Here is a 23163-nt window from a genome sequence, read left to right as displayed (position 1 = left end):
GGCGCCCGGGACTTCCTAGCCTTCTCGCACACCGAGCGACCGGAGGTCCCGATGAGCCGAGTGATCCGTGCCGCCCTCTTCCAGACCGCGTGGACGGGCGACAAGGAATCGATGATCCAGGTACACGAGCAGGCGGCCCGCGACGCGGCCGCGCAAGGTGCTCAAGTGCTGTGCTTCCAGGAGCTGTTCTACGGGCCGTACTTCTGCCAGGTGCAGGACAAGGCGTTCTACGAGTACGCCGAGCAGATCCCCGAGGGCCCGACCGTCCGCCGCTTCCAGGCGCTGGCGAAGGAACTCGGCATCGTCCTCGTCCTGCCGATGTACGAGGAGGAGCAGCCCGGGGTCCTCTACAACACCGCCGCCGTGATCGACGCGGACGGCTCCTACCTCGGCAAGTACCGCAAGACCCACATCCCCCAGGTCCAGGGATTCTGGGAGAAGTTCTACTTCCGCCCGGGGAACAGCGGCTGGCCGATCTTCGAGACGGCCGTCGGGAAGATCGGCGTGTACATCTGCTACGACCGTCACTTCCCCGAGGGCTGGCGGGCGCTCGGCCTGGGCGGCGCCGAGATCGTGTTCAACCCCTCGGCCACCTCCCGCGGGCTCTCCCGCTACCTGTGGCAGCTGGAACAGCCGGCGGCGGCCGTCGCCAACGAGTACTTCGTGGGCGCGATCAACCGGGTCGGCGTGGAGGACCTCGGCGACAACGACTTCTACGGCACCACGTACTTCGTGGACCCGGAGGCCCAGTTCGTCGGGGAGGTGGCGAGCGACAAGGAGACCGAACTCGTCGTACGCGACCTGGACCTGGCCAAGCTCCGCGAGGTCCGCGACCGCTGGCAGTTCTACCGCGACCGGGCCCCGGGCGCCTACACGCCGCTGACAGCACCCTGATCGCACCGACCGCACCGTCCACCCTGCGAGGAGAGGGACCATGACCAGCCGTACCGTCATCCGCGGCGGTCTCGTCATCACCGCGTCCGACGAGATGCACGCCGACGTCCTGATCGAGGCCGGCCGTATCGCCGCCCTCGCCGCGAGCGGCACTCCGGCCGCCGAGGCCTGGACGGCCGAGCGGACCATCGACGCCACCGGGAAGTACGTCATCCCGGGCGGCGTCGACGTCCACACACATATGGAGCTGCCGTTCGGCGGCACCTTCGCCTCCGACACCTTCGAGACCGGCACCCGGGCCGCCGCCTGGGGCGGTACCACCACCATCGTCGACTTCGCCGTGCAGAGCCAGGGCCACTCGCTGCGCGAGGGCCTCGACGCCTGGCACGCCAAGGCGGAGGGCAACTGCGCGATCGACTACGGCTTCCACATGATCGTCTCCGATGTGAACCAGGAGACGCTGAAGGAGATGGACCTGCTGGTGGAGGAGGGGGTGACCTCCTTCAAGCAGTTCATGGCCTACCCGGGTGTCTTCTACTCCGACGACGGCCAGATCCTGCGTGCCATGCAGCGCTCCGCCGAGAACGGCGGCCTGATCATGATGCACGCGGAGAACGGCATCGCGATCGACGTGCTGGTCGAACAGGCGCTGGCCAGGGGCGAGACCGATCCTCGCTATCACGGCGAGGTCCGCAAGGCGCTTCTCGAAGCCGAGGCGACCCACCGGGCCATCAGGCTCGCCCAGGTCGCCGGTGCTCCCCTGTACGTCGTGCACGTCTCGGCCACGGAGGCGGTGGCCGAGCTGACGCGGGCCCGCGACGAGGGGCTGAACGTCTTCGGGGAGACCTGCCCGCAGTACCTGTTCCTGTCCACCGACAACCTCGCCGAGCCCGACTTCGAGGGCTCGAAGTACGTGTGCTCGACGCCGCTTCGGCCCAAGGAGCACCAGGCCCAGCTGTGGAAGGGGCTGCGGACGAACGACCTCCAGGTCGTCTCCACCGACCACTGCCCCTTCTGCTTCGTCGGCCAGAAGGAGCTGGGCCGGGGCGACTTCTCCAAGATCCCCAACGGTCTGCCGGGCGTCGAGAACCGGGTGGACCTGCTCCACCAGGCCGTCGTCGACGGTCACATCTCGCGCCGCCGCTGGATCGAGATCGCCTGCGCGACCCCGGCCCGGATGTTCGGCATGTACCCGAAGAAGGGCACCATCGCGCCGGGTGCCGACGCCGACGTCGTGATCTACGACCCGCTGGCCGAGCAGGTCATGTCCGCCGTCACCCACCACATGAACGTCGACTACTCGGCGTACGAGGGCAAGCAGACCACCGGCCGGGTCGAGACGGTCCTCTCGCGCGGCGAACTCGTCCTCACCGAGCGGGAGTACACCGGGCGCGCCGGGCACGGCGTCTACACCCCCCGCTCCACCTGTCAGTACCTCAACTAGGAGCGGAGCACATGGACTTCGGACTCGTCCTGCAGACCGACCCGCCGGCCTCGCGGGTCGTCAGCCTGATGAAACGCGCCGAGCGCAGCGGCTTCAGCTACGGCTGGACCTTCGACTCGGCCGTGCTGTGGCAGGAACCGTTCGTCATCTACAGCCAGATCCTCGCCAACACCGAGAATCTGACGGTCGGCCCCATGGTGACCAACCCGGGCACCCGCACCTGGGAGGTCACCGCCTCCACGTTCGCCACCCTCAACGACATGTTCGGCAACCGCACGGTCTGCGGCATCGGCCGCGGCGACTCGGCCATGCGCGTCGCCGGCCGCAAGCCCAACACCCTGGCCCGTATCAGCGAGGCCATGAAGGTCATCCGCGCGCTCGGCAGCGGCCAGGAGGCCGACCTGGGCGGCGGTACGGTCGTCAGGTTCCCGTGGATCAAGCCGGGTGCCCAACTCCCCGTATGGATGGCGGCGTACGGCCCGAAGGCCCTGAAGATGACCGGCGAGGAGGCCGACGGGTTCATCCTGCAGCTCTCCGACCTCTATCTGACCGAGTACATGGTCAAGGCGGTGAAGCAGGCCGCGGTCGACGCCGGCCGTGACCCGTCCGAGGTGAAGATCTGCGTGGCCGCCCCGGCGTACGTCACCGAGGACGACTCTCCCGAGAAGCTCGCCCACGCCCGCGAGCAGTGCCGCTGGTTCGGCGGGATGGTCGGCAACCACGTCGCCGACCTGGTGTCCAAGTACGGCGAGCACTCCGCCGCCGTACCCGACGAACTCACCGAGTACATCAAGGCCCGTGAGGGGTACGACTACTCCCACCACGGACGCGCCGACAACCCCGACACCGCGTTCGTGCCCGACGAGATCGTCGACCGGTTCTGCGTCATCGGCCCGGTCGAGAGGCACATCGAGAAGCTGAACGCGCTGCGTGAGCTGGGCGTCGACCAGTTCGCCGTCTACGACATGCACGACGCGCAGGAAGCCGTGATCGACGCGTACGGTGCGTCGGTCATCCCCGCGCTCAACTCCTAGCACCGCTCCACCCGACCCCCACCCCTTGTCACCCTCCCCGCGGTCCAGGCCTCCCCGCCGCCGTCCCCGGGGAGGGGCCCAAGGCCCGCCCGCACGGCCTTTCCCGTCCCGTTCTGATCGATTGGCCTGCCCATGACCGAAACAGTCCCCACGGGGTCACCGATACCGCAGTCCGCCTACGCCGGCGGACGGATCGAGCTCGCCCCCGAGGCCTTCCCCGCCAACAGCCCCTTCGCCAACGAGGACCTGCGTCCCGTCCCGGTCGCCGAGCGCAAGTGGACGACGTACAACTTCGCGGCCCTGTGGATCTCCATGGCCCACTGCATCCCCAGCTGGACGCTCGCCTCCGGCCTGGTCGCCCTCGGCATGGACTGGAAGCAGGCCGTCTTCACCATCGCCCTGGCCAACGTCATCGTGCTGCTGCCGATGCTGGCCACCGGGCACGCCGGGCCCAAGTACGGCATCCCGTTCCCGGTGCTGGCGCGGGCATCCTTCGGGCTGCGGGGCGCCAACATCCCGGCGCTGATCCGGGCGGCCGTGGCCTGCGGCTGGTTCGGCATCCAGACCTGGATCGGCGGCAGCGGCATCTTCGCTCTGGGATCCAAGCTCACCGGCGGCGGTTGGGAGAACGCAGGGAAGATCGCGGGCAATCCATGGCCCCTGTGGCTCTGCTTCCTCCTCTTCTGGGCGCTGCAGATCGCGATCATCTACCGCGGCATGGACTTCCTGCGGCACTTCGAGAACTGGGCCGCGCCCTTCGTGATCGTCGGCGCGCTCGTGCTGCTGGTCTGGATCGCGGTCAAGGCGGACGGGTTCGGCGCGCTGCTCGACCAGCCGTCGAAGCTGGGCTGGGGCCCCGACTTCTGGCCGGTCTTCTTCCCGTCCCTGATGGGGATGATCGGATTCTGGGCCACTCTGTCCCTCAACATCCCCGACTTCACCCGCTTCGGCGCGAGTCAGAAGGCGCAGACCTGGGGGCAGTCGCTGGGCCTGCCCACCACCATGACCCTCTTCGCGATCCTCGCCGTGCTCGTCACCTCAGGCTCCGAAGTCGTCTACGGCGAGGCGATCTGGGACCCGGTCGCCCTCGCCGCCAAGACCGACAGCACCTTCGGTCTGCTCTTCGCGCTGATCGTCGTCATCGTCGCCACCGTCTCCGTGAACATCGCGGCGAACGTCGTCTCCCCGGCGTACGACCTGGCGAACCTGGCGCCGAAGCTCATCAACTTCCGTACCGGCGCGCTGATCACCGGTGTCGTCGGCATCCTGATCTTCCCGTGGAAGCTGATCTCCACGCCGGAGTTCTACATCTTCACCTGGCTCGGCGTGGTCGGCGGCCTGCTGGGCACGGTCGCGGGCATCCTGATCGCCGACTACTGGATCGTCCGCCGTACGGTCCTGCACCTCGCGGACCTGTACACGCCCGGCGGGCGCTACTGGTACTCGTCCGGGTGGAACTGGCGCGCGATCCTGGCGTTCCTGGTCGGCGGTGTCCTGGCGGTCGGCGGGTCGCACTCGGGCGTCGGCGCCGACGGCTCGAAGACCGGACCGTTCCCGGCCGACGGACTGATCCCGTTCCTCAAGCCGCTGGCCGACTACGGCTGGGCGGTGGGCCTGGGCGCCTCGCTGGTGCTGTACGTGCTGCTGATGGCCGGCTACAAGGAACGCGCCGAGGCCTGACCTGGGGAGGACGGTCAGCCCTTCTGACCGTCCTCCAAGGCGGCCGCCGCCTCCTTGGCCGCCTTGATCGCGCCCTTGTTGATCTCGGCCGTGGCCGGCGCCTCGTTCGACTCGAAGTCGCTGCCGCTGTAAGTGATGGAGACGAGCGCGTTGGCCGCGCGGACCAGCACCACGCCCTCGCGGGTCTGCTGCTTGTCCTCGGTGGTGAGGTTCACGACGGAGTACCCCGCGTCGCCGACACCGGGAACCTCGCCGCCGCCGCTCTTGTCCGCGACGCGCTCCTTGTAGGACTTCTCCGCCGCCTCGTCGGACTCCGTGACCTCGTAGGACACGTCCAGCCACCGGTAGTCGAAGCCCTGGAGCGCGTTCCACGAGCAGGTGCGGCGCACCTTCGCGTCGGTCGACGGAATCTCCTTGCCGGCCGGCTTGGCGTCCGGAACGAGCTCCTTGACCGTCTTCGAGCTCAGGCTGCCGCAGGGTGCGGGCGCCGCGGCGTACGTCTTCGACACAGCGGCCGTCGCGGGGGCCGAGGGCGACTCGTCGCCGCTCTTCTGCGCCGCCGTGTCTTCGGCGGCCGGTGTCGCGGGTCCGGACGACAGCGCCCAGCCTGCCGCGGCGAGCACGACGACGGGCGACAGGCGCGCGGTGAGGGCGAGCGGCAAGGGAAGAGAACGCACGGCGCACATTTCGTGGGGGACGGTGCGGAATGAGTCCGCACTGCGGACGGGACGCCAGTGTCACATGACTCCCTGTGGGGCGGAAGTGCCAACTCGCTCCGTGCTGACGCGGTTACCGGCGGGTCGCCGGTCGGCCGTAATTACGTGGTGCCCTGGGCCACTTGCTTGGCTTCCCGGCCGATTTGAGTGGAAAGCGAGCTTTCGATGCGGTCCACGGCGGTGAAGGCGCCGTACGCGACGAGGTGCACCAGGCAGTGGTCGGTGTGCTCCGGGCGGCGCCACGCCTTCACGTCCTCGTCCGTGATGCGGTACGGCGCGAGAGCGGCAAGCAGCGCCAGCCGCGCCCCCGGACGCTCCCGGCGGTCCGGGAACCCGTTCAGGGTGAGCGGCGGATGGGAGCCGTCCCAGTCCTGCAGGGTCGCCTCCACGAGGTCGTGGTCGTCGGCGTCGAGGAGACCGGCGCCCGACATGGCCGCCCTGAGCAGCGCCGCGTACGCGAGGCCGACGGGCGTGCCGGCCGCCCAAGCGGGGGCCTCGCCGGGATCGATCGGGTCGAGCAGGGGCAGGGACACGCCGGGCCGGGCGGGGCGGCGTACGGTCCGGGCGAGCGTGCGGCCCGCAAGGCTGCGTACCGCCCGGAACCGCTGGGCTCCGGCCGGGAGCAGGTTCTCGGTCAGCAGGGCCGACGCGATGCGGTTGATGAAGTGGAAGGTGAGCGCGGTGCCGAGGTAGGCCGGCGCGTGCTCGCGCGGGAAGGGGTACGGCGTGAGGTCGGCGCCGGGCACGCGCGTGTGCCGCCCCCAGGCCAGCACGCGTGCGTGCTCCTCGTTCTCCGGTTGCTCCCCGCGGGCCAGCCGCTCGGCGAGCGCGTGGTCCCCGGTGGCGTGCAGGAGCACGGTGTGCGCGTCCACGCAGAACGGGCACTTGTTGGCGAGCGACACGCCGAGGGCCGCCAGTTCCTTGCCGGTCCGGCTGCCGGCCCCCGCGATCAGCGACTCGCGCAGCAACGCCCAGGTGGGGGCGAGGAGTTCGGGCGCGGAGGACAGGACCACGAAGGTGACGGGTTCGGTGATGCCGAAGTCGAGGGCGATCTGCGTGTACACCTCGGCGACGGTGCCGGTGGCCGACTTGGGCGGGAGGGGCTCGGTGTAACGGAAGGGTGTGGGCATGGGCAGTAGCCTGCGCCGCCGGGGTGGGCCGGGTCGTCGTACCGGCGGTGGCAGTCCGCGCTGCGACGGCGGGGCGGGCGGGTGCCGGGCACTACTGCGTGGGGAGTAGTCGCAGAGCCGTCCACAGGGGGGACGTCGTTGTCGGTGGCGCCGTCTAGTGTGCGGGCATGAGCGGGCACAGGGTCACACGCGAGCGGCTCGTCGACGCGGCCGTCGGGGTCGTGGTCGGCGTGATCGTGCTGCTCGCCGCCGTGGCGGACGACCGCGCCGGGCTCCTCGACTGCGCGCTGATCGCGGTCGGTTCGCTCGCCCTGGCCGCGCATCGCACCGCCCCGCGCGTGGTCCTCGCCGTCACCACCGGCGCTCTGCTCGCCGCAGTGCTCCATGCCGGGCCCGCCGCGACTCTGGCCATCCCCGTCGTGGGCGCGGTGCACACGGCGTCGCGGACCGGACACCGGGGCACGGCAGCGGCGACCGCCGCGCTGTTCCTCGGCGGCTATGTGGCGGCGGGCTCGGCGAGCTCTTCCATCGCTCAGGAGGCGCTGCTGCTGGCCGGCTGGTTCCTGTGCGCGGTGGTGACGGGCCTCGCCGACCGCAACTGGCAGGCGTATCTGCGCCAGACGGAGCAGCGCGCCCTGGAGGCAGAACGCACCCGGGAGGAGGCGGCGTTGCGCAGGGCGGGTGAGGAACGCCTGCGGATCGCGAGGGAGTTGCACGACTCCCTCACGCACAGCATCTCGATCGTCAAGCTCCAGGCGGGCGTCGCCGTGCACCTCGCCCGTAAGCGCCGGGAGGAGGTGCCGCCCGCGCTGCTCGCCATCCAGGAGGCGAGCGGCGAGGCCATGCGCGAGCTGCGCGCCACGCTGGAGGTACTGCGCACCGATGAGTCGACCGGCACACCGGCGCTGCTCGTGGAGCGTGCGCAGGCGGCGGGGCTCGCGGTCGACCTGACGGTGACCGGAGCGGAACGACCACTGCCGGCGACGGTCGACCGGGCCATGTACCGCATCGTCCAGGAGGCACTGACGAACGCCGCCCGGCATGCGGGACCGGCGAAGGTGCGTGTGCAACTTGCTTACGCAGACGGCGACTTGACGGTATGTGTCGAGGACGACGGCGCCGCCGACCCGTCCCGTCCGCCCAGCCCCGGCATCGGCCTGACCGGCATGCGCGAACGCGTCACGGCCCTCGGCGGCACTCTGGACGCAGCCCCGCGCGAGGGCGGCGGGTTCACGGTGCGGGCACGGCTGCCCGTGGGGGAGACGGGATGACAGACGGTGTGATCAGGGTCGTACTCGTCGACGACCAGGCGCTGATGCGGGCCGGTTTCCGGGCCCTGCTGGACGCCGAGGACGGCATCGAGGTGGTCGGCGAGGCGGCGGACGGTGAGCGGGGTCTGGCGCTGATCCGCGCGCAGGTGCCCGACATCGCGCTGATCGACGTACAGATGCCGGTGATGACGGGCATCGAGGCGACCCGCCACATCGCCGCCGACCCGGCCCTGTCGAGCGTCCGCGTGGTGATCCTCACCAACTACGGCCACGACGAGTACGTCTTCGAGGCGCTGCGGGCCGGTGCGAGCGGGTTCCTGCTGAAGGACACCGAGCCCGCCGACCTGCTCCAGGCGATCGAGGTGGTCGCGGGCGGGGAGGCGTTGCTGTCGCCGTCGGTGACCCGCACCCTGATCGGTGAGTTCGTCTCGCGTCCTCCCGACCGGGCAACGGCCCCCGGCCTGGAGTGCCTGACCCGCCGCGAGCGTGAGGTGACTGCGCTGGCGGCGCGCGGTCTCACCAACGAGGAGATCGCCGCGCACATGGTGATCAGCCCGTTCACGGCGAAGACCCACATCAGCAGGGCGATGACCAAGCTCGGGGCGCGCGACCGGGCCCAACTCGTCGTGTTCGCCTATGAGTCGGGGCTGGTGGCGCCGCGGGGTTCGGACGCGTCGGCTTGCTGAGCCCCCGGGCCCGACGGGCGGCCCGAGGACGTGGCCTCGAATGCCGCGAGGATCCCCTCGGCGGCCAGCGTCGCCGTCAACTCGCCGTTTCTGACCTGCTGCTCCAGCGTCGGCGCGAGTGCCCGTACCGCCGGGTCGGTGTGCAGGCGGCCGAGGAGTTCGTCGCGGACCATGGTCCACGTCCAGTCGACCTGCTGGTCACGGCGCTTGGCGGCGAGGCGGCCGGTGGAGTCGAGCAGGGTCCGGTGCTGTTCGAGGCGGTCCCACACGCCGTCCAGGCCGATCGCCTCGCGTCCGCTGCAGTGCAGGACGGGTGGCGTCCAGGCGGCGTCCTTGCCGTGCATCAGCCTGAGCGCGCCCGACAGTTCGCGCGCGGCGGCCCGGGCGTCACGCTCGTGCGGGCCGTCCGCCTTGTTGACGGCGAGCACGTCGGCCAGTTCCAGCACACCCTTCTTGATGCCCTGCAACTGGTCGCCCGTGCGGGCCAGGGTGAGCAGCAGGAAGGAGTCGACCATGTTCGCGACCGCCGTCTCGGACTGACCGACACCGACCGTCTCCACCAGCACCACGTCATAGCCCGCGGCCTCCATGACCACGATCGACTCGCGGGTGGCCTTGGCGACCCCGCCCAGCGTGCCCGCGGTGGGGGAGGGGCGGATAAAGGCGGCCGGGTCGACCGACAGACGCTCCATCCGCGTCTTGTCGCCCAGGATCGAACCGCCCGTACGACTGGACGACGGGTCGACGGCCAGCACCGCGACCCGGTGGCCGAGATCGGTGAGCATCGTGCCGAACGCGTCGATGAACGTCGACTTCCCGACCCCCGGCACCCCGCTGACACCGATCCGCCGAGCCCGCCCGCTGTGCGGCAGCAGCTCGGTCAGCAACTGCTGGGCCAGCACACGGTGTTGCGGCCGGGTGGACTCGACGAGCGTGATGGCGCGCGCGACGATCGCCCGCTTCCCGTCGAGCACACCCTTCACATACGTGTCAAGATCGATCACAGTTCGTGCCCGAGGTCGGCCGCCAGCCGCCTTACGAGGTCGTACGCGGCGTCCGGGATCACCGTCCCGGGCGGGAAGACGGCAGCCGCGCCCATCTCCAGCAGCGTCGCGACGTCCTGCGGCGGGATCACCCCGCCGACCACGATCATGATGTCCTCGCGGCCCTCCTCGGCCAGCGCCTCCTTGAGCGCCGGTACGAGCGTGAGGTGACCGGCGGCCAGGGACGACACCCCGACGATGTGCACGTCCGCCTCGACGGCCTGGCGGGCCACCTCGGCCGGGGTCTGGAACAGCGGGCCGACGTCGACGTCGAAGCCGAGGTCGGCGAAGGCGGTGGCGATCACCTTCTGGCCGCGGTCGTGGCCGTCCTGGCCCATCTTGGCGACCAGGATGCGCGGGCGGCGGCCCTCGGCCTCCTCGAAGTCGGACACGAGGGTGCGGGTGCGGTCCACGGACGGCGACTCCCCGGCTTCGTTGCGGTACACGCCGGTGATGGTACGGATCTGGCTCGCGTGCCGGCCGTAGACCTTCTCCAGGGCGTCCGAGATCTCCCCGACGGTGGCCTTCGCGCGGGCCGCGTTCACCGCGAGCTCCAGCAGGTTGCCCTCGCCGCCGGCGGCCCGGGTGAGCGCGTCCAGCGCGTCCTGGCAGACCTGCTCGTCCCGCTCCGCGCGCAGCCGCCGCAGCTTCTCGATCTGCTGGGCGCGCACCGAGGTGTTGTCGACCTTGAGCACGTCGATCTGCTCGTCGCTGTCGACGCGGTACTTGTTGACGCCGATGACCGGCTGCCGTCCGGAGTCGATGCGGGCCTGCGTACGGGCCGCGGCCTCCTCGATGCGCAGCTTGGGGATACCGGCGTCGATCGCCTTGGCCATGCCGCCCGCCGCCTCGACCTCCTGGATGTGCTGCCAGGCGCGGCGGGCGAGGTCGTACGTCAGCTTCTCCACGTAGGCGCTGCCGCCCCACGGGTCGATGACCCGGGTCGTGCCCGACTCCTGCTGGATCATCAGCTGGGTGTTGCGTGCGATGCGGGCCGAGAAGTCGGTCGGCAGCGCGAGCGCCTCGTCGAGGGCGTTGGTGTGCAGCGACTGGGTGTGGCCCTGCGTCGCGGCCATCGCCTCGACACACGTGCGCGTGACGTTGTTGAACACGTCCTGGGCGGTCAGCGACCAGCCCGAGGTCTGCGAATGGGTGCGCAGGGACAGCGACTTGGAGTTCTGCGGGTCGAACTGCTTCACCAGCTTCGCCCACAGCAGCCGCGCCGCCCGCAGCTTGGCGACCTCCATGAAGAAGTTCATGCCGATCGCCCAGAAGAACGACAGCCGGGGCGCGAACGCATCCACGTCCAGGCCGGCCTCACGGCCCGCGCGGATGTACTCCACGCCGTCCGCGAGCGTGTACGCCAGCTCCAGGTCGGCCGTGGCACCGGCCTCCTGGATGTGGTACCCGGAGATGGAGATGGAGTTGTAGCGCGGCATCCGCTGCGAGGTGAAGGCGAAGATGTCGGAGATGATCCGCATCGACGGCTTCGGCGGATAGATGTAGGTGTTGCGGACCATGAACTCCTTGAGGATGTCGTTCTGGATGGTCCCGGCCAGCTTCTCGGGCGGTACGCCCTGCTCCTCCGCCGCCACGATGTACAGCGCCAGCACCGGCAGCACGGCGCCGTTCATCGTCATCGACACGGTCATCTTGTCCAGCGGGATCCCGTCGAACAGCTGCCGCATGTCGTAGATCGAGTCGATCGCCACGCCCGCCATGCCGACGTCACCCGTCACACGCGGGTGGTCACTGTCGTAGCCGCGGTGGGTCGGCAGGTCGAAGGCGACCGACAGGCCCTTCTGGCCGGCGGCCAGGTTGCGGCGGTAGAACGCGTTGGACTCCTCGGCGGTGGAGAAGCCCGCGTACTGGCGGATCGTCCAGGGCTGGTTGACGTACATCGTCGGGTACGGGCCGCGCAGATACGGCGCCATGCCCGGGTGGGTGCCCAGGAAGTCCAGGCCCTCCAGGTCACGGCCGGTGTACAGCGGCTTGACCGCGATGCCTTCCGGGGTCTCCCACAGCGGCTCGTCCCCGCCCGTGGCCTGCTTGACGGCCGTACGCCACTCGTCGGCGCCGCCCGCGGCGGCCGGGGTCCCCAGCTCGATCCCGGAGAAGTCGGGGATTCCCATCAGGACACTCCCATGCGGTCGAGGGTGGCGGACAGCACGGCGACGGCGTCACAGCCCGCGAAGACGTAACTGTCGACGTCGGTGTACTGCCCGGGGCGGCCCGCGAGGAACACATGCGTGGCGCCCGCCGACCTGAACTCGGCGGCCACCGTCTCGGCCTGCTCCTCGTAGAGGGCGTCACTCGAGCACAGGCACACCTCCGTGGCACCGCTCTCCTCGAAGGTGCCCCCGGTGACCGGCTCGACGCCGCCCGCCTGGAAGAGGTTCGAGGCGAAGGTGAGGCGTGCGGTGTGGGCGGCGGCCGGGCCGAGCGCGGCCAGGAAGATCCGGGGCCGGGAGCCGGTCGCGGCCAGGTGGGCGTCGGAGCGGGCGCGCAGGGCCTCGTACGCCTCGTCGCGGCGGACCCGGGGGAGGCCCCCGGACCTGGGCTCGGGCGCGGGCGCACGCTCCACGGCCGGTTCGGTCAGGTTCGGGAACTCGCTGACGCCGGTGATCGGTTCGCGTCGCTTGGCGAGCTTGCCGGTACGGGCCTCCCACGTCTCGGCCAGGTCCTGGCCCAGCTGCCCGGAGCGCAACGCGGCCGCCTGGCCGCCGGCCTGCTCGATCCGCTGGAAGAACTCCCAGCCGGCCCGGGCCAGTTCGTCGGTGAGGGCCTCCACGTACCAGGAGCCGCCCGCCGGGTCGATCACCCGGGCGAGGTGCGACTCCTCGATGAGGATGGTCGAGGTGTTGCGGGCGATGCGCCGCGCGAACGCGTCCGGCAGGCCGAGCGCGTGGTCGAAGGGCAGCACGGTCACCGCGTCGGCACCGCCGACCCCGGCGGCCAGTGTGGCGACCGTCGTGCGCAGCATGTTCACCCAGGGGTCCCGGCGCGTCATCATCACCGGCGAGGTGACGGCATGCTGCACCTGAGCACTGGGTGCCCCGCAGACCTCGGTCACCCGTGCCCACAGCCGGCGCGCGGCCCGCAGCTTGGCGATCGTCAGGAACTGGTCGGCGGTGGCCGAGTAGCGGAACTCCAACTGGCCGCAGGCCTGTTCGGCCGTCAGGCCCGCCTCGGTGAGCTCACGCAGATACGCGACGCCGGTCGCCAGCGAGGAGCCCAGCTCCTGGGCGGCCGAGCCGCCGGCCTCGTGGTACGGCAGCGCGTCCACGGTCAGTGCCCGCAGCCCCGGGTACTCCCCGGCGCACAGCCGCGCCAGCGAGGCGACCGGCGCGAACTGTGCGGACGTGCCCGTACGGGCCTCGTGGCCGAGCGGGTCGGCGCCGAGGTTGCCGCGCGCCGCCTCCTTGGCGACGCCCCGCTCCTCGTACTGCCGCAGCAGCTCCCGCGCGGCGGACTCCACGTCGGCGCCGGCGTCGAGGACGACAGGGGCCAGGTCGAGGTAGACGCCCTCCAGTGCGCGGCCGAGCGAGGACACCGGGATGCCGCCCTCGCCGAGGACCAGCCAGAGCGAGGTGACGCCGTTCTCCAGGTCCGCGAGCACCAGGCCGTCAGTGAGCGCCGTGTGCCGCTGCCGCAGATCCCAGCCGCCGACCGTGCTGCCCTCGGCGCGACCGCCGCGGACGAACGGGGCGAATCCGGGCAGGCCGGGATCGGGCGCGGCTTCGCGCGAGGTGTAGAGGGGGCGGGTGCGCAGCCCGTCCTCCAGCGCAGTGGACAGGGCGTCTTCCGCAGCCGGGCCCGAGACGTCCTTGCCCGACTTGCGCAGCACGCCTTCCACCAGGCGTTGCCATTGCTCATGGGTTGCGTCAGGGAACTCGGCGGCCAGCGAGAGCCCGTCGTCAGGCAGGACCGTCATGCTCGGATGCTAGGTCAGATCATCAAAGGAGCAGCAGGGGGCACGGCTGTGACCTTGCCCTCTTCCAGATTGTGACCTGGGTCTCCGCGCCCTGTCGGGCCCTCGGGGTGCCCGCTCGAACGACCCGGCCGCAAGCTGGGCTTGATAGCCTCTTAAGGCCAGTCGAGCCACACCCGAGGCCAGGGAATCCGGTGCGAATCCGGAGCTGACGCGCAGCGGTGAGGGGGACCGGCGGGGCACAGACGCACGCCACTGGGAGACCGGGAAGGCGCCCCGTCGGGACGAACCCGAGTCCGAAGACCTGCTGGCACCTCCGCGCCCGCGCGCGGAGGACGTCCGTAGGCCAGGCTCCGCGTACGAGCCCCGACAACCGAGGCACGCCTGTGTACCGTTCCGCCCTCCGTCCAGCTGCCCTGCTGCTCGTACCCGCCCTCCTGCTCACCGCGTGCGGCGGCTCGGGAAGCGGCAGTACCGAGGACACCGGGAAGTCCGCCGCCGCGGGCTATCCCGTCACCCTCGACAACTGCGGCCACGAAGTCACCCTGAAGTCGCCCCCGAAGCGGGCCGTGTCCCTCAACCAGGGCACCACCGAGATCCTGCTCTCCCTCGGCCTCGCCGACCGTGTGGCCGGCACGGCGACCTGGACCGACCCGGTGATGAAGGGCCTGGAGAAGGCGAACGCCTCCGTGCCGCGGCTCGCGGACAACGCGCCCTCCTTCGAGAAGGTCCTGGACACCGAACCCGACTTCGTGACCTCCTCCTTCGTCTCCACCCTCGGCAAGGGCGGCGTCGCCACCCGCGAGCAGTTCGAGAAGCTGGGCGTGCCCACCTACGTCTCGCCCTCCGACTGCTCGGCGGGCAAGGACAACGGCAGCGGCGGCGACGGCTCGCGTTCCACCCCGCTCACCCTCGACACCGTGTACGGCGAGATACGCGACCTGGCCCGCGCGTTCGGCGTCGCCGAGCGCGGCGACAAGCTCGTCGCCGAGCTGAAGGAGCGGCAGCGTAAGTCCACCGCGGGGCTGGACGCCTCCGATGTCACCCTCATGTACTGGTTCGCCAACTCCCAGTCGCCCTACCTCGCCGGCTGCTGCGGCGCGCCGGGTGCCATCACCCGCGCCGTCGGCGCACGGAACGCCTTCGCCGACACCCACGACGAGTGGCCCCAGATCGGCTGGGAGACCGTCGCCGACCGCGACCCCGACGTCATCGTGATCGGCGACCTCACGCGCAAGCAGCAGACCGCGGAGACCGCCGAGGCCAAGGTCCGCTTCCTGGAGACCAACCCCGCCACCCGCAATCTGACCGCGGTGAAGAAGAAGCGGTACGTCCTGCTCAGCGGGCAGGCGATGAATCCGTCCATCCGCACGGTCGAAGGCATCGAGAAGGTCGCCGCGGGCCTGCGCGACTTCGGGCTCGCCGGGTCCGCAGGACGCGCCAAGTGAGCGTCCGTACGCCGCTGCTGGCCCTCGGCGGCCTGGCGGCGCTGCTCGTGTCGGTCGCCGTCGCCGTGACGATCGGGCCGGCCGACATCTCCACGGCCGACGTGTGGTCGTCCGTGGCCGCCCATCTCGGCCTTGGCGAGGGCACGTTGGCGCCGCTGCGCGACGGCATCGTGTGGAACCTGCGCATGCCGCGCACGCTGCTCGCCGCGGTGTGCGGCGCCGGGCTCGCCGTGTGCGGGGCGGTCATGCAGTCGCTGCTGCGCAATCCGCTGGCCGATCCGTTCGTCCTCGGGGTGTCCTCCGGTGCGTCCACGGGAGCGGTCGCCGTGGTCGTGCTGGGGGTCGGCGGGGAGTGGTGTCGCTGTCGGCGGGCGCCTTCCTCGGCGCGCTGCTCTCCTTCGCCATGGTGCTGCTGCTCAGCCACGTCCTCGGCGGCAGCACGGACCGGGTCGTGCTGTCCGGGGTCGCGGCCATGCAGCTGTTCTCCGCGCTGACCTCGTTCATCGTGCTGACCTCCGCCGACGCCGACACCACCCGGGCCGTGCTGTTCTGGCTGCTGGGCTCGCTCACCGGCGCCGACTGGGGACAGGTGCTGCTGTGCACCGCCGTACTGGCCGTCGTCCTCGCCGTCTGCCTCGGGTACGCCCGCACCCTGGACGCCTTCGCCTTCGGGGACGACGCCGCCGCCGGGCTCGGCGTCCGCGTCGCCCGTACCCGGCTGGTCCTGCTCTGCGCGACCGCGCTGCTCACCGCCGCCCTGGTCAGCTGCGCCGGCGCGATCGGCTTCGTCGGCCTGGTCCTGCCGCACGCCACCCGGGCCCTCACCGGCTCCGGCCACGCCCGTCTGCTGCCGGTCACGGCACTGACCGGCGCCGTCTTCCTGGTGTGGGTGGACACCGCCGCCCGCACCGTCCTCGACCCTCAGGAGGTCCCCGTGGGCGTCGTCACGTCCCTCATCGGCGTACCGGCCTTCATCGCCGTGCTCTACCGGGGGCGGAGGACGGCGGCATGACCAGCCTGCGTACGGACCGTGTCGTACGGCGCCTCGCCGACAAGGTCGTCGTCGACGGCGTCACCCTCACCCTGAGTCCCGGCGAGACCGTCGGCCTGCTCGGCCCCAACGGCTCGGGCAAGTCGACCCTCTTGAGGCTCCTCGCCGGGGTCCTCGCCCCCACCGCCGGGCTCGTCACCCTGGACGGACGCCCGCTGCCCGAGGTCGGCCGCGCGGCCACCGCCCGGCGTGTCGCCACCGTCGAACAGCACGCCCACACCCAGACCGAACTGACCGTCCGCGACGTCGTCGCCCTCGGCCGCATCCCGCACCGCCGTGCCTGGACGCCACCGACGGCGGGCGACGCCGAGGCCGTCGCCGCTGCCCTCGCCCGCACCGGCCTCACCGACCGGGCCGCCCAGTCCTGGCACACCCTCTCCGGCGGCGAACGCCAACGCACCCAGATCGCCCGCGCCCTCGCCCAGGAACCCCGCGAGCTGCTCCTCGACGAACCCACCAACCACCTCGACATCCAGCACCAACTCGACCTGCTGGCCCTCGTCGCGAGCCTCCCGGTCACCACCGTGATCGCCCTGCACGACCTCAACCTCGCCGCGATGTACTGCGACCGCCTGCTCGTGCTGCGCGCCGGCCGCGCGGTCGCCGAGGGCACCCCGCGCGAGGTGCTGACACCGGCGCTCATCGAGCAGGTCTACGGCGTCCGCGCCGAGGTCACCGACGACCCCGGCCACCCGGTGATCCGCTTCCTGCGGCCGGTCGGCCCCGTGGGGCGGTGCTGACGTGCCGACACCTTCACAACAGCCGGTGCCCAGCCGGATCGTGGTGTGCCGGGACTGCTGCTGCGGGACCCCGAAGGTGCCCGGAGTCGATCACGCGCAGCAGACTGCGCGACTCGCCGAGAACGCGCCGGTGCGCGTCTCCGAGTGCCTCGGCGTGTGCGAACACGCCAATGTGATCGTCGTCCAGCCCTCCGCCGCAGGCCGCGCCGCGGGCGGCCGCCCCGTCTGGCTCGGCCTCGTCAACGACCCCGAAGCCACCGAGGACATCATCACCTGGGTCCGGGCCGGCGGCCCCGGCGTCGCTCCCTGCCCCGACGTGCTCGACCTGTACACCTTCACTCCGCCGGGGCGCGCACGATGAAGCGGAGGGCCACTCACGGGTCACTCACCACTCCCACCGAACCGGCCCGGCCCGAGGGTTGAACCCCGAACGGGTAGTCCCTGAAGATCGGAAGGACCCGTCCGCGCGACAGCGAGGTGTCAGACCCGATGTTCACCACCCGTCCCACGCTCCAAGGCACGTTCGGCATGGCGTCCTCCACCCACTGGCTCGCCTCCCAGTCGGCGATGGCCGTGCTGGAGGGCGGGGGCAACGCGTATGACGCCGCCGTGGCGGGCGCCTTCGTGCTGCATGTCGTCGAGCCGCATCTCAACGGCCCGGCCGGTGAGGTGCCGATCCTGATCGCCCCGGCGGGCGGTGAGGTGCGGGTGGTGTGCGGGCAGGGCGTGGCGCCCGCCGGTGCGACCGTCGCGCACTACCGGGGGCTCGGGCTGGACCTCGTACCCGGGACCGGACCGCTCGCCGCCGCCGTGCCCGGCGCGTTCGACGCCTGGATGCTGCTGCTGCGGGACCACGGCACCAGGACCCTCGCCGACGTGCTCGAGTACGCCATCGGCTACGCCGAACACGGGCACGCGCCCGTGGAGCGGGTCGGCGAGACCGTCGAGACCGTGCGGGAGCTGTTCGAGACGGAGTGGCCGTCGTCGGCCGAGGTCTACCTGCGGGACGGGAAGGCGCCCCGGCCCGGGGAGCTGTCCCGCAATCCCGCCCTCGCCGCCACCTGGAAGCGGCTGCTCGACGAGGTCTCCGGAGCCGGGGACCGGGTCGCGCAGATCGAGGCCGCGCGGGAGGTGTGGCGGTCCGGCTTCATCGCCGAGGCCCTCGTACGACAGGCCCGGCGCCCCACCATGGACACCAGCGGCGAGCGGCACTCCGGCACGCTCACGGCGGCCGACCTCGCCGGCTGGTCCGCGACCTACGAGGCGCCGGCGACGTACGACTGGAACGGCTGGACCGTGTGCAAGGCCGGCCCCTGGAGCCAGGGCCCGGTCCTCCTCCAGCAGCTCGCGCTGCTCCCGCCCGAGCTGCCCCGGTACGGGTCCGCCGAGTACGTCCATCTGCTGATCGAGGGCTGCAAGCTGGCCATGGCCGACCGGGAGGCCTGGTACGGCGACGCGGCCGACGTACCGCTCGCCGAGCTGCTGTCCGACCGGTACAACGCCGCCCGGCGGGAGCTGGTCGGCGAGAAGGCCTCCCATGAGCTGCGGCCCGGCAGTCCGGGCGGCCTCGCCCCGCGACTGTGCGCGCACGCGCGCGTGGCGGCCACCGCAGGGCCAGGCCTCGACGCGCTGGGCGGCGGGGAACCGACCGTCGCCAAGCGACCGACCTCCCCGGTGCCGGGCGAGCCCGAGGTCGCCGCCGACGGAGGCACCCGAGGCGACACCTGCCATCTCGACGTCGTCGACCGCTGGGGCAACATGATCGCGGCCACGCCCAGCGGCGGCTGGCTCCAGTCCAACCCCGTCGTGCCCGAACTGGGCTTCCCGCTCGGTACCCGGCTGCAGATGACCTGGCTGGAGGAGGGCCTGCCGAACTCGCTGGCCCCGGGCCGCCGGCCCCGCACCACCCTCACACCCTCCATCGCCCTGCGCGACGGCGTGCCCGTCATGGCCTTCGGCACGCCCGGCGGGGACCAGCAGGACCAGTGGCAGCTGCACTTCCTCCTCGCCGTCGCCCTGCGCGCCCCGGTCCGCGGCGGCCTCGACCTCCAGGGCGCGATCGACGCCCCGAACTGGCACAACGACAGCTTCCCCGGCTCCTTCCACCCGCGCGGCATGCGACCGGGGAGCGTCACGGTCGAGTCCCGGACGGACGCCGAGGTGGTGGAGGAGCTGCGCCGGCGTGGTCACGAGGTGACCGTCGGTGACGACTGGTCGGAGGGCCGGCTCTGCGCCGTCGCCAGGGATCCGGAGACCGGCGTCCTGTCGGCGGCGGCCAATCCGCGGGGGATGCAGGGGTACGCGGTCGGCCGCTGAGGACGCGCCCGGCAGCGCGCCCGCGTCGCCGAACCGCCCGAGAACAGGCCTCTGACCTGCCGATACCGGCACCACGAGTTCACGTCGATGCCATCCTGCGTCCATCGGGCGGGCGGGGGTTGTCAGTGGGACGTGCTCTTATGGAGGGGTGATCGAAAACAACGAAACCATCGACGAGTTTCTCGCACAGCACGCGGCAGACGTGGAAGAAGCGGTCCGCAAGGCGGCCGCGACCGAGATCATGCCCCGCTTCCGGCAGCTCGCCGCACACGAGGTCGACCAGAAGAGCGGACCGCACGACCTGGTGACCGACGCCGACCGGCTCGCCGAGCAGTACCTCACCGAGGCGCTCGGCGCACTCCTGCCCGGCTCGGTCGTCGTCGGCGAGGAGGCGGTGCACGCGAACCCGGCGTCGTACGACGCGATACGCGGCGACGCCCCGGTCTGGATCGTCGACCCCGTCGACGGCACCCGCCAGTTCGTGCACGGAGACGACGGCTTCTGCACCCTGGTCGCGCTCGCCCGGCACGGAGTCCTGCTCGCCTCCTGGACCTACGCCCCGGCCCGCGACCAACTGGCCACGGCGGTAAGGGGCAAGGGCGCCTTCTTCGACGGTGAGCGACTGCACTGCGGCGCCCCGGATCCCGGCCGCGACCTGCGGGTGGCCACGTCCCATCCGGACTACACGACCGACGAGCAGAAGCAGGCGCTGCTCGGCCTGTGGACCGAGGGCGTGCGGCCCCGCGCCTGCGGTTCGGCGGGGCTGGAGTATCTCGCCGTCGCCCGGGGTGAGTTGGACGCGACCGCGTTCAGCTGGGAGGCCGCCTGGGATCACGCGGCGGGCATCCTCCTGGTCGAGGAGGCGGGCGGCGCCCACCTGACCCGCACGGGCGAACCGTTCCGCATCACGGGCGGCAACGCACTGCCGTTCACCGCGGCCCGGGCCGCGGCCACGGCGCGCCGGGTGGCGGGACTGCTCTCGGCGGAAATCTGATCGTCCGAGCGCTCGGTCCAGCCGCACTTCGTCGCAGTCCCCGCCCCTGGGTGAGGCACCGCACCCTGCTCTGTCGGTGCCCCGGCATATCCTGATCCTTCAAGGCCATCGGCTGACGAAGGAGTCCGAAGGTGCCGTCGATGCTCGATGCGGTCGTGGTGGGTGCGGGGCCGAACGGACTGACCGCTGCCGTGGAGCTGGCCCGTCGCGGCTTCTCCGTGGCCGTGTTCGAGGCACGTAACACGGTCGGTGGAGGAGCCCGCACCGAGGAGCTGACCCTCCCCGGCTTCCGGCACGACCCGTGCTCCGCCGCACACCCCCTCGGTATCAACTCGCCCGTGTTCCGGACCATGCCGCTCGACCGCTACGGCCTGGAGTGGCTGCACGCCGAGCTGCCCATGGCCCACCCCTTCGCCGACGGCACCGCGGCCGTGCTGGCCCGGTCGGTCGCCGAGACCGCCGCCTCCTTCGGCCCGCGCGACGCGGGCGCGTACCGCAGGCTGGTGGATCCGTTCCTGAGCAAGTGGGACACCCTGGCCCGCGACTTCATGTCCCTGCCCCTCACCGCACTCCCCAGGGACCCTCTCACGCTCGCCCGGTTCGGCCTGGTCGGACTGCCGCCGTCGACATGGCTGATGCGGCGCTTCCGCGACGAGCGGGCCAGGACCCTGTTCGCCGGCCTCGTCGCGCACGTCATGGCGCCACTGGGCGGCTTCGCCACCGGCGCCATCGGCCTGGTCTTCGCCCTCGCCGCCCACGCCCGCGGCTGGCCCCTGGCCCGCGGCGGCTCCCAGGCCATCTCCGACGCCCTCACCGCCTATCTCAAGGACCTCGGCGGCGCCGTCCACACCGACTACGAGGTCAAGCGGCTCGACGATCTGCCGCCCGCGCGCGCCTACATCTTCGACACCTCACCCACGGCCCTGGCACGTATCGCCGGCTTCGGCCGCTACTACGAGGGCTATCGCTACGGCCCCGGCGTCTTCAAGATCGACTACGCGCTGGACGGCCCGGTGCCGTGGACCTCGCCGGAGGCCCGCCGCGCGGGCACCGTACAGCTCGGCGGGAACAGCGCGGAGATCGCCACCGCACTGCGCGCCGCGTCCCGGGAGGGCCGGGCCCCCGGCAAGCCGTTCATGATCACGGTGCAGCCCAGCGTCGTCGACCCCAGCCGGGCCCCCGAGGGCAAGCAGGTCTTCTGGGCGTACGGACACGTACCGAACGGCTGGACCGGAGACCTCACGGACGCCCTCGAACGTCAACTGGAGCGCTACGCCCCGGGGTTCCGCGACCGCGTCCTCGCCCGCGCGACGGCCGGCCCGGCCGAACTCGTCGCCCGCAACGCCAACTACGTCGGCGGCGACATCGGCTCCGGCGCGGCCTCCGGACTCCAACTCCTGCTGCGCCCCAAGCTGTCGCTCTTCCCCTACCGCACCCCGCACCCGGCGGTCTTCATCTGCTCGTCGGCGACCCCGCCCGGCCCCGGCGTGCACGGCATGTCCGGGCACAACGCGGCCAAGGCGGTGTGGCGGCGGCTGCGGCAGGAGCCCTGAGACCGAGCCTGCTCAAACGACCCACCTTTACCGGTAGTTCGGACCTCGCGGTAAGAGAAATCCGTGTTCTCTTTGTCACTTCCCTTACCGGGGGGTAGGTACCTGAAGGGTCAACAGCCCCCGAGTAGGGTGCGGCCATGAAAGATCGGAAAGCGGTTGTCCGCTTCGGATCCCGGTCTGCCGTGCGCCTCACCGACCTCGCGCAGCTTGTCAGGGCGCCGGCCGCGCTGAGTGTCCCCGGTGACGTGATCGCGGGAGCGACCGCCGCCGGACGTCCACTGGGCGCCCGTACGTTCGGCGTGATCGGTCCCTCCGTGTGCCTCTACTGGGCCGGCATGGCCCTCAACGACTACGCCGACGCCACGGTCGACTCCGTCGAGCGGCCCGAACGACCGGTGCCGTCGGGTCGGATTCCCCGGCGTACCGCCCTCGCCGTGGCCGGCGGGCTCACCGCGGCGGGGCTCGGCCTTGCGGCCGTCGCGGGGGGTCGCCGCAGCGTGGGCGCTGCGCTGCCCTTGGCCGGGCTGATCTGGGCGTATGACCTGAAGCTCAAGTCCACGTCGGCGCGCGGCGTCGTGATGGCGGGGGCTCGGGTTCTGGACGTTCTGGCGGGAGCGGTTGTGCCCGGGGCCGGTGCGGAATCGGTCGGCGTCGCGCTTCGTCGGGCCGCCGTGCCCGCCGGGCTGGTCGGCGTCCATACCGGCACGTTGATGGCGCTCAGCCGGCACGAGATCGGTGGTGCGCCCGTGCGGGTTCCGGTCGGGACGCTTGCGGTGTCAGCGGCTGCGGCCATCGCAACGGCTGTTCCGGTTGCCCGAGTCGCCACGGGAAGTGCCGAGAAGGGGCGGCAGGCGTCTGCTGCGCCGTTGGGGCTGGTCGCGCCCCGCGGCGGAGCCGCAATTCGACACAGCCCCGCGCCCCTCAGGGGCGTTGCTGTTGCCGCCCGCTCCGACGGACTCCGGACTGCCGTCACCACCGCCGGTGCTCTGGCATACCTCGGCAGCTACGGTGCTGCCCAAGTCCGTGCCGTGCAAAAGCCCTCAGCCGAGAACGTACGGCGGGCCGTCGGAGCCGGGATCATCGGGCTGATGCCCCTTCAGGCGGCGCTGACCGCACGCGCCGGGGCACCGGCCGTCGCCGCGGCGCTCGGCGTCGTCCACCCCCTCGCGCGACGGCGCGCCCGGCGCATATCCCCCACCTGAGACCCCCCACCCTCCGTGTGAGGAACCGGC

At 71.7% G+C, this 23163-nt stretch carries 18 protein-coding genes, 1 pseudogene and 1 riboswitch; of the genes and pseudogenes, 14 read left to right on the top strand and 5 right to left on the bottom strand.

The window, feature by feature from the left end:
• The first annotated feature begins 51 nt into the window (after positions 1-51).
• From OHO27_RS07510 to OHO27_RS07495, 4 genes are all read left to right on the top strand, one after another.
• Entirely contained in the window at positions 52-894 is an 843-nt protein-coding gene (locus tag OHO27_RS07510) for a nitrilase-related carbon-nitrogen hydrolase (protein WP_328421519.1), read from the top strand.
• A gap of 40 nt (positions 895-934) precedes the next feature.
• Positions 935-2338, top strand: coding sequence for a dihydropyrimidinase (gene hydA / locus OHO27_RS07505; RefSeq protein ID WP_328421517.1), 1404 nt, complete (start codon positions 935-937; stop codon positions 2336-2338).
• A gap of 11 nt (positions 2339-2349) precedes the next feature.
• The gene (locus tag OHO27_RS07500) at positions 2350-3372 is read left to right on the top strand and encodes a TIGR03842 family LLM class F420-dependent oxidoreductase (RefSeq protein WP_328421515.1); all 1023 of its coding nucleotides are present in this window, start codon (positions 2350-2352) and stop codon (positions 3370-3372) included.
• Between the two features lie 132 nt (positions 3373-3504).
• Positions 3505-5052, top strand: coding sequence for an NCS1 family nucleobase:cation symporter-1 (locus OHO27_RS07495; protein ID WP_328421513.1), 1548 nt, complete (start codon positions 3505-3507; stop codon positions 5050-5052).
• 14 nt (positions 5053-5066) lie between these two features.
• Here OHO27_RS07495 and OHO27_RS07490 read toward each other — a convergent pair whose 3' ends face one another.
• Positions 5067-5729 carry a hypothetical protein gene (locus tag OHO27_RS07490; RefSeq protein ID WP_328421511.1) on the bottom strand — a complete coding sequence of 221 codons (663 nt, stop codon included), beginning with the start codon at positions 5727-5729 and terminating at the stop codon, positions 5067-5069.
• Between the two features lie 140 nt (positions 5730-5869).
• Positions 5870-6898, bottom strand: a complete 1029-nt coding sequence (locus tag OHO27_RS07485) for a carboxymuconolactone decarboxylase family protein (RefSeq protein WP_328421509.1) — start codon at positions 6896-6898, stop codon at positions 5870-5872.
• Between the two features lie 167 nt (positions 6899-7065).
• On the opposite strand from OHO27_RS07485, the gene OHO27_RS07480 reads away from it, so the two are divergent.
• Together OHO27_RS07480 and OHO27_RS07475 are read left to right on the top strand one after the other, a co-directional pair.
• The gene (locus tag OHO27_RS07480) at positions 7066-8169 is read left to right on the top strand and encodes a sensor histidine kinase (protein WP_328421507.1); all 1104 of its coding nucleotides are present in this window, start codon (positions 7066-7068) and stop codon (positions 8167-8169) included.
• Entirely contained in the window at positions 8166-8855 is a 690-nt protein-coding gene (locus OHO27_RS07475) for a response regulator transcription factor (RefSeq protein ID WP_328421505.1), read from the top strand. The genes OHO27_RS07480 and OHO27_RS07475 overlap by 4 nt, the downstream gene beginning before the upstream one ends.
• On the opposite strand, the gene meaB is transcribed toward OHO27_RS07475, so the two are convergent.
• From meaB to OHO27_RS07460, 3 genes are read right to left on the bottom strand one after another with little or no spacing between them, the layout of a single operon-like run.
• Complete coding sequence (gene meaB / locus OHO27_RS07470) at positions 8804-9859, bottom strand: methylmalonyl Co-A mutase-associated GTPase MeaB (RefSeq protein ID WP_328421503.1); 1056 nt, start codon at positions 9857-9859, stop codon at positions 8804-8806. The two genes, OHO27_RS07475 and meaB, sit on opposite strands and share 52 nt — an antisense overlap.
• On the bottom strand, positions 9856-12030 hold the full coding sequence (gene scpA, locus OHO27_RS07465) for a methylmalonyl-CoA mutase (RefSeq protein ID WP_328421501.1): 2175 nt from the start codon (positions 12028-12030) through the stop codon (positions 9856-9858). Before scpA ends, meaB begins: the two co-directional genes overlap by 4 nt.
• On the bottom strand, positions 12030-13832 hold the full coding sequence (locus OHO27_RS07460) for a methylmalonyl-CoA mutase subunit beta (RefSeq protein WP_328421499.1): 1803 nt from the start codon (positions 13830-13832) through the stop codon (positions 12030-12032). The genes scpA and OHO27_RS07460 overlap by 1 nt, the downstream gene beginning before the upstream one ends.
• 142 nt (positions 13833-13974) lie before the next feature.
• Positions 13975-14155, top strand: a riboswitch (cobalamin riboswitch).
• Between the two features lie 60 nt (positions 14156-14215).
• On the opposite strand from OHO27_RS07460, the gene OHO27_RS07455 reads away from it, so the two are divergent.
• From OHO27_RS07455 to OHO27_RS07420, 8 genes and pseudogenes are all read left to right on the top strand, one after another.
• Positions 14216-15277: an ABC transporter substrate-binding protein gene (locus OHO27_RS07455; RefSeq protein WP_328421497.1), complete on the top strand. Its 1062-nt coding sequence runs from the start codon at positions 14216-14218 to the stop codon at positions 15275-15277.
• A pseudogene (locus OHO27_RS07450) lies at positions 15274-16289 on the top strand (FecCD family ABC transporter permease). The gene OHO27_RS07455 and the pseudogene OHO27_RS07450 overlap by 4 nt, the downstream one beginning before the upstream one ends.
• Positions 16286-17068 carry an ABC transporter ATP-binding protein gene (locus OHO27_RS07445; RefSeq protein ID WP_328421495.1) on the top strand — a complete coding sequence of 261 codons (783 nt, stop codon included), beginning with the start codon at positions 16286-16288 and terminating at the stop codon, positions 17066-17068. Before OHO27_RS07450 ends, OHO27_RS07445 begins: the two are co-directional and overlap by 4 nt.
• A 1-nt stretch (position 17069) precedes the next feature.
• Positions 17070-17429, top strand: coding sequence for a (2Fe-2S) ferredoxin domain-containing protein (locus OHO27_RS07440; protein WP_328421493.1), 360 nt, complete (start codon positions 17070-17072; stop codon positions 17427-17429).
• Positions 17430-17557: 128 nt separating this feature from the next.
• Positions 17558-19384 (top strand): gamma-glutamyltransferase family protein, encoded by a 1827-nt coding sequence (locus OHO27_RS07435; protein WP_328421491.1) that lies wholly within the window; start codon positions 17558-17560, stop codon positions 19382-19384.
• 148 nt (positions 19385-19532) lie between these two features.
• Complete coding sequence (locus OHO27_RS07430; protein WP_328421489.1) at positions 19533-20378, top strand: inositol monophosphatase family protein; 846 nt, start codon at positions 19533-19535, stop codon at positions 20376-20378.
• A 140-nt stretch (positions 20379-20518) separates the two neighbouring features.
• On the top strand, positions 20519-21931 hold the full coding sequence (locus OHO27_RS07425; RefSeq protein WP_328421487.1) for a phytoene desaturase family protein: 1413 nt from the start codon (positions 20519-20521) through the stop codon (positions 21929-21931).
• Positions 21932-22068: 137 nt separating this feature from the next.
• Positions 22069-23133, top strand: coding sequence for an SCO3242 family prenyltransferase (locus OHO27_RS07420; RefSeq protein ID WP_328421485.1), 1065 nt, complete (start codon positions 22069-22071; stop codon positions 23131-23133).
• The last annotated feature ends 30 nt before the right edge of the window (positions 23134-23163 follow it).

This window comes from Streptomyces sp. NBC_00443 (assembly GCF_036014175.1).
Taxonomy (GTDB): Bacteria; Actinomycetota; Actinomycetes; order Streptomycetales; family Streptomycetaceae; genus Streptomyces.
The sequence above is the reverse complement of the archived record's forward strand: the minus strand, read 5'-3'. Positions and strand labels throughout refer to the sequence as shown.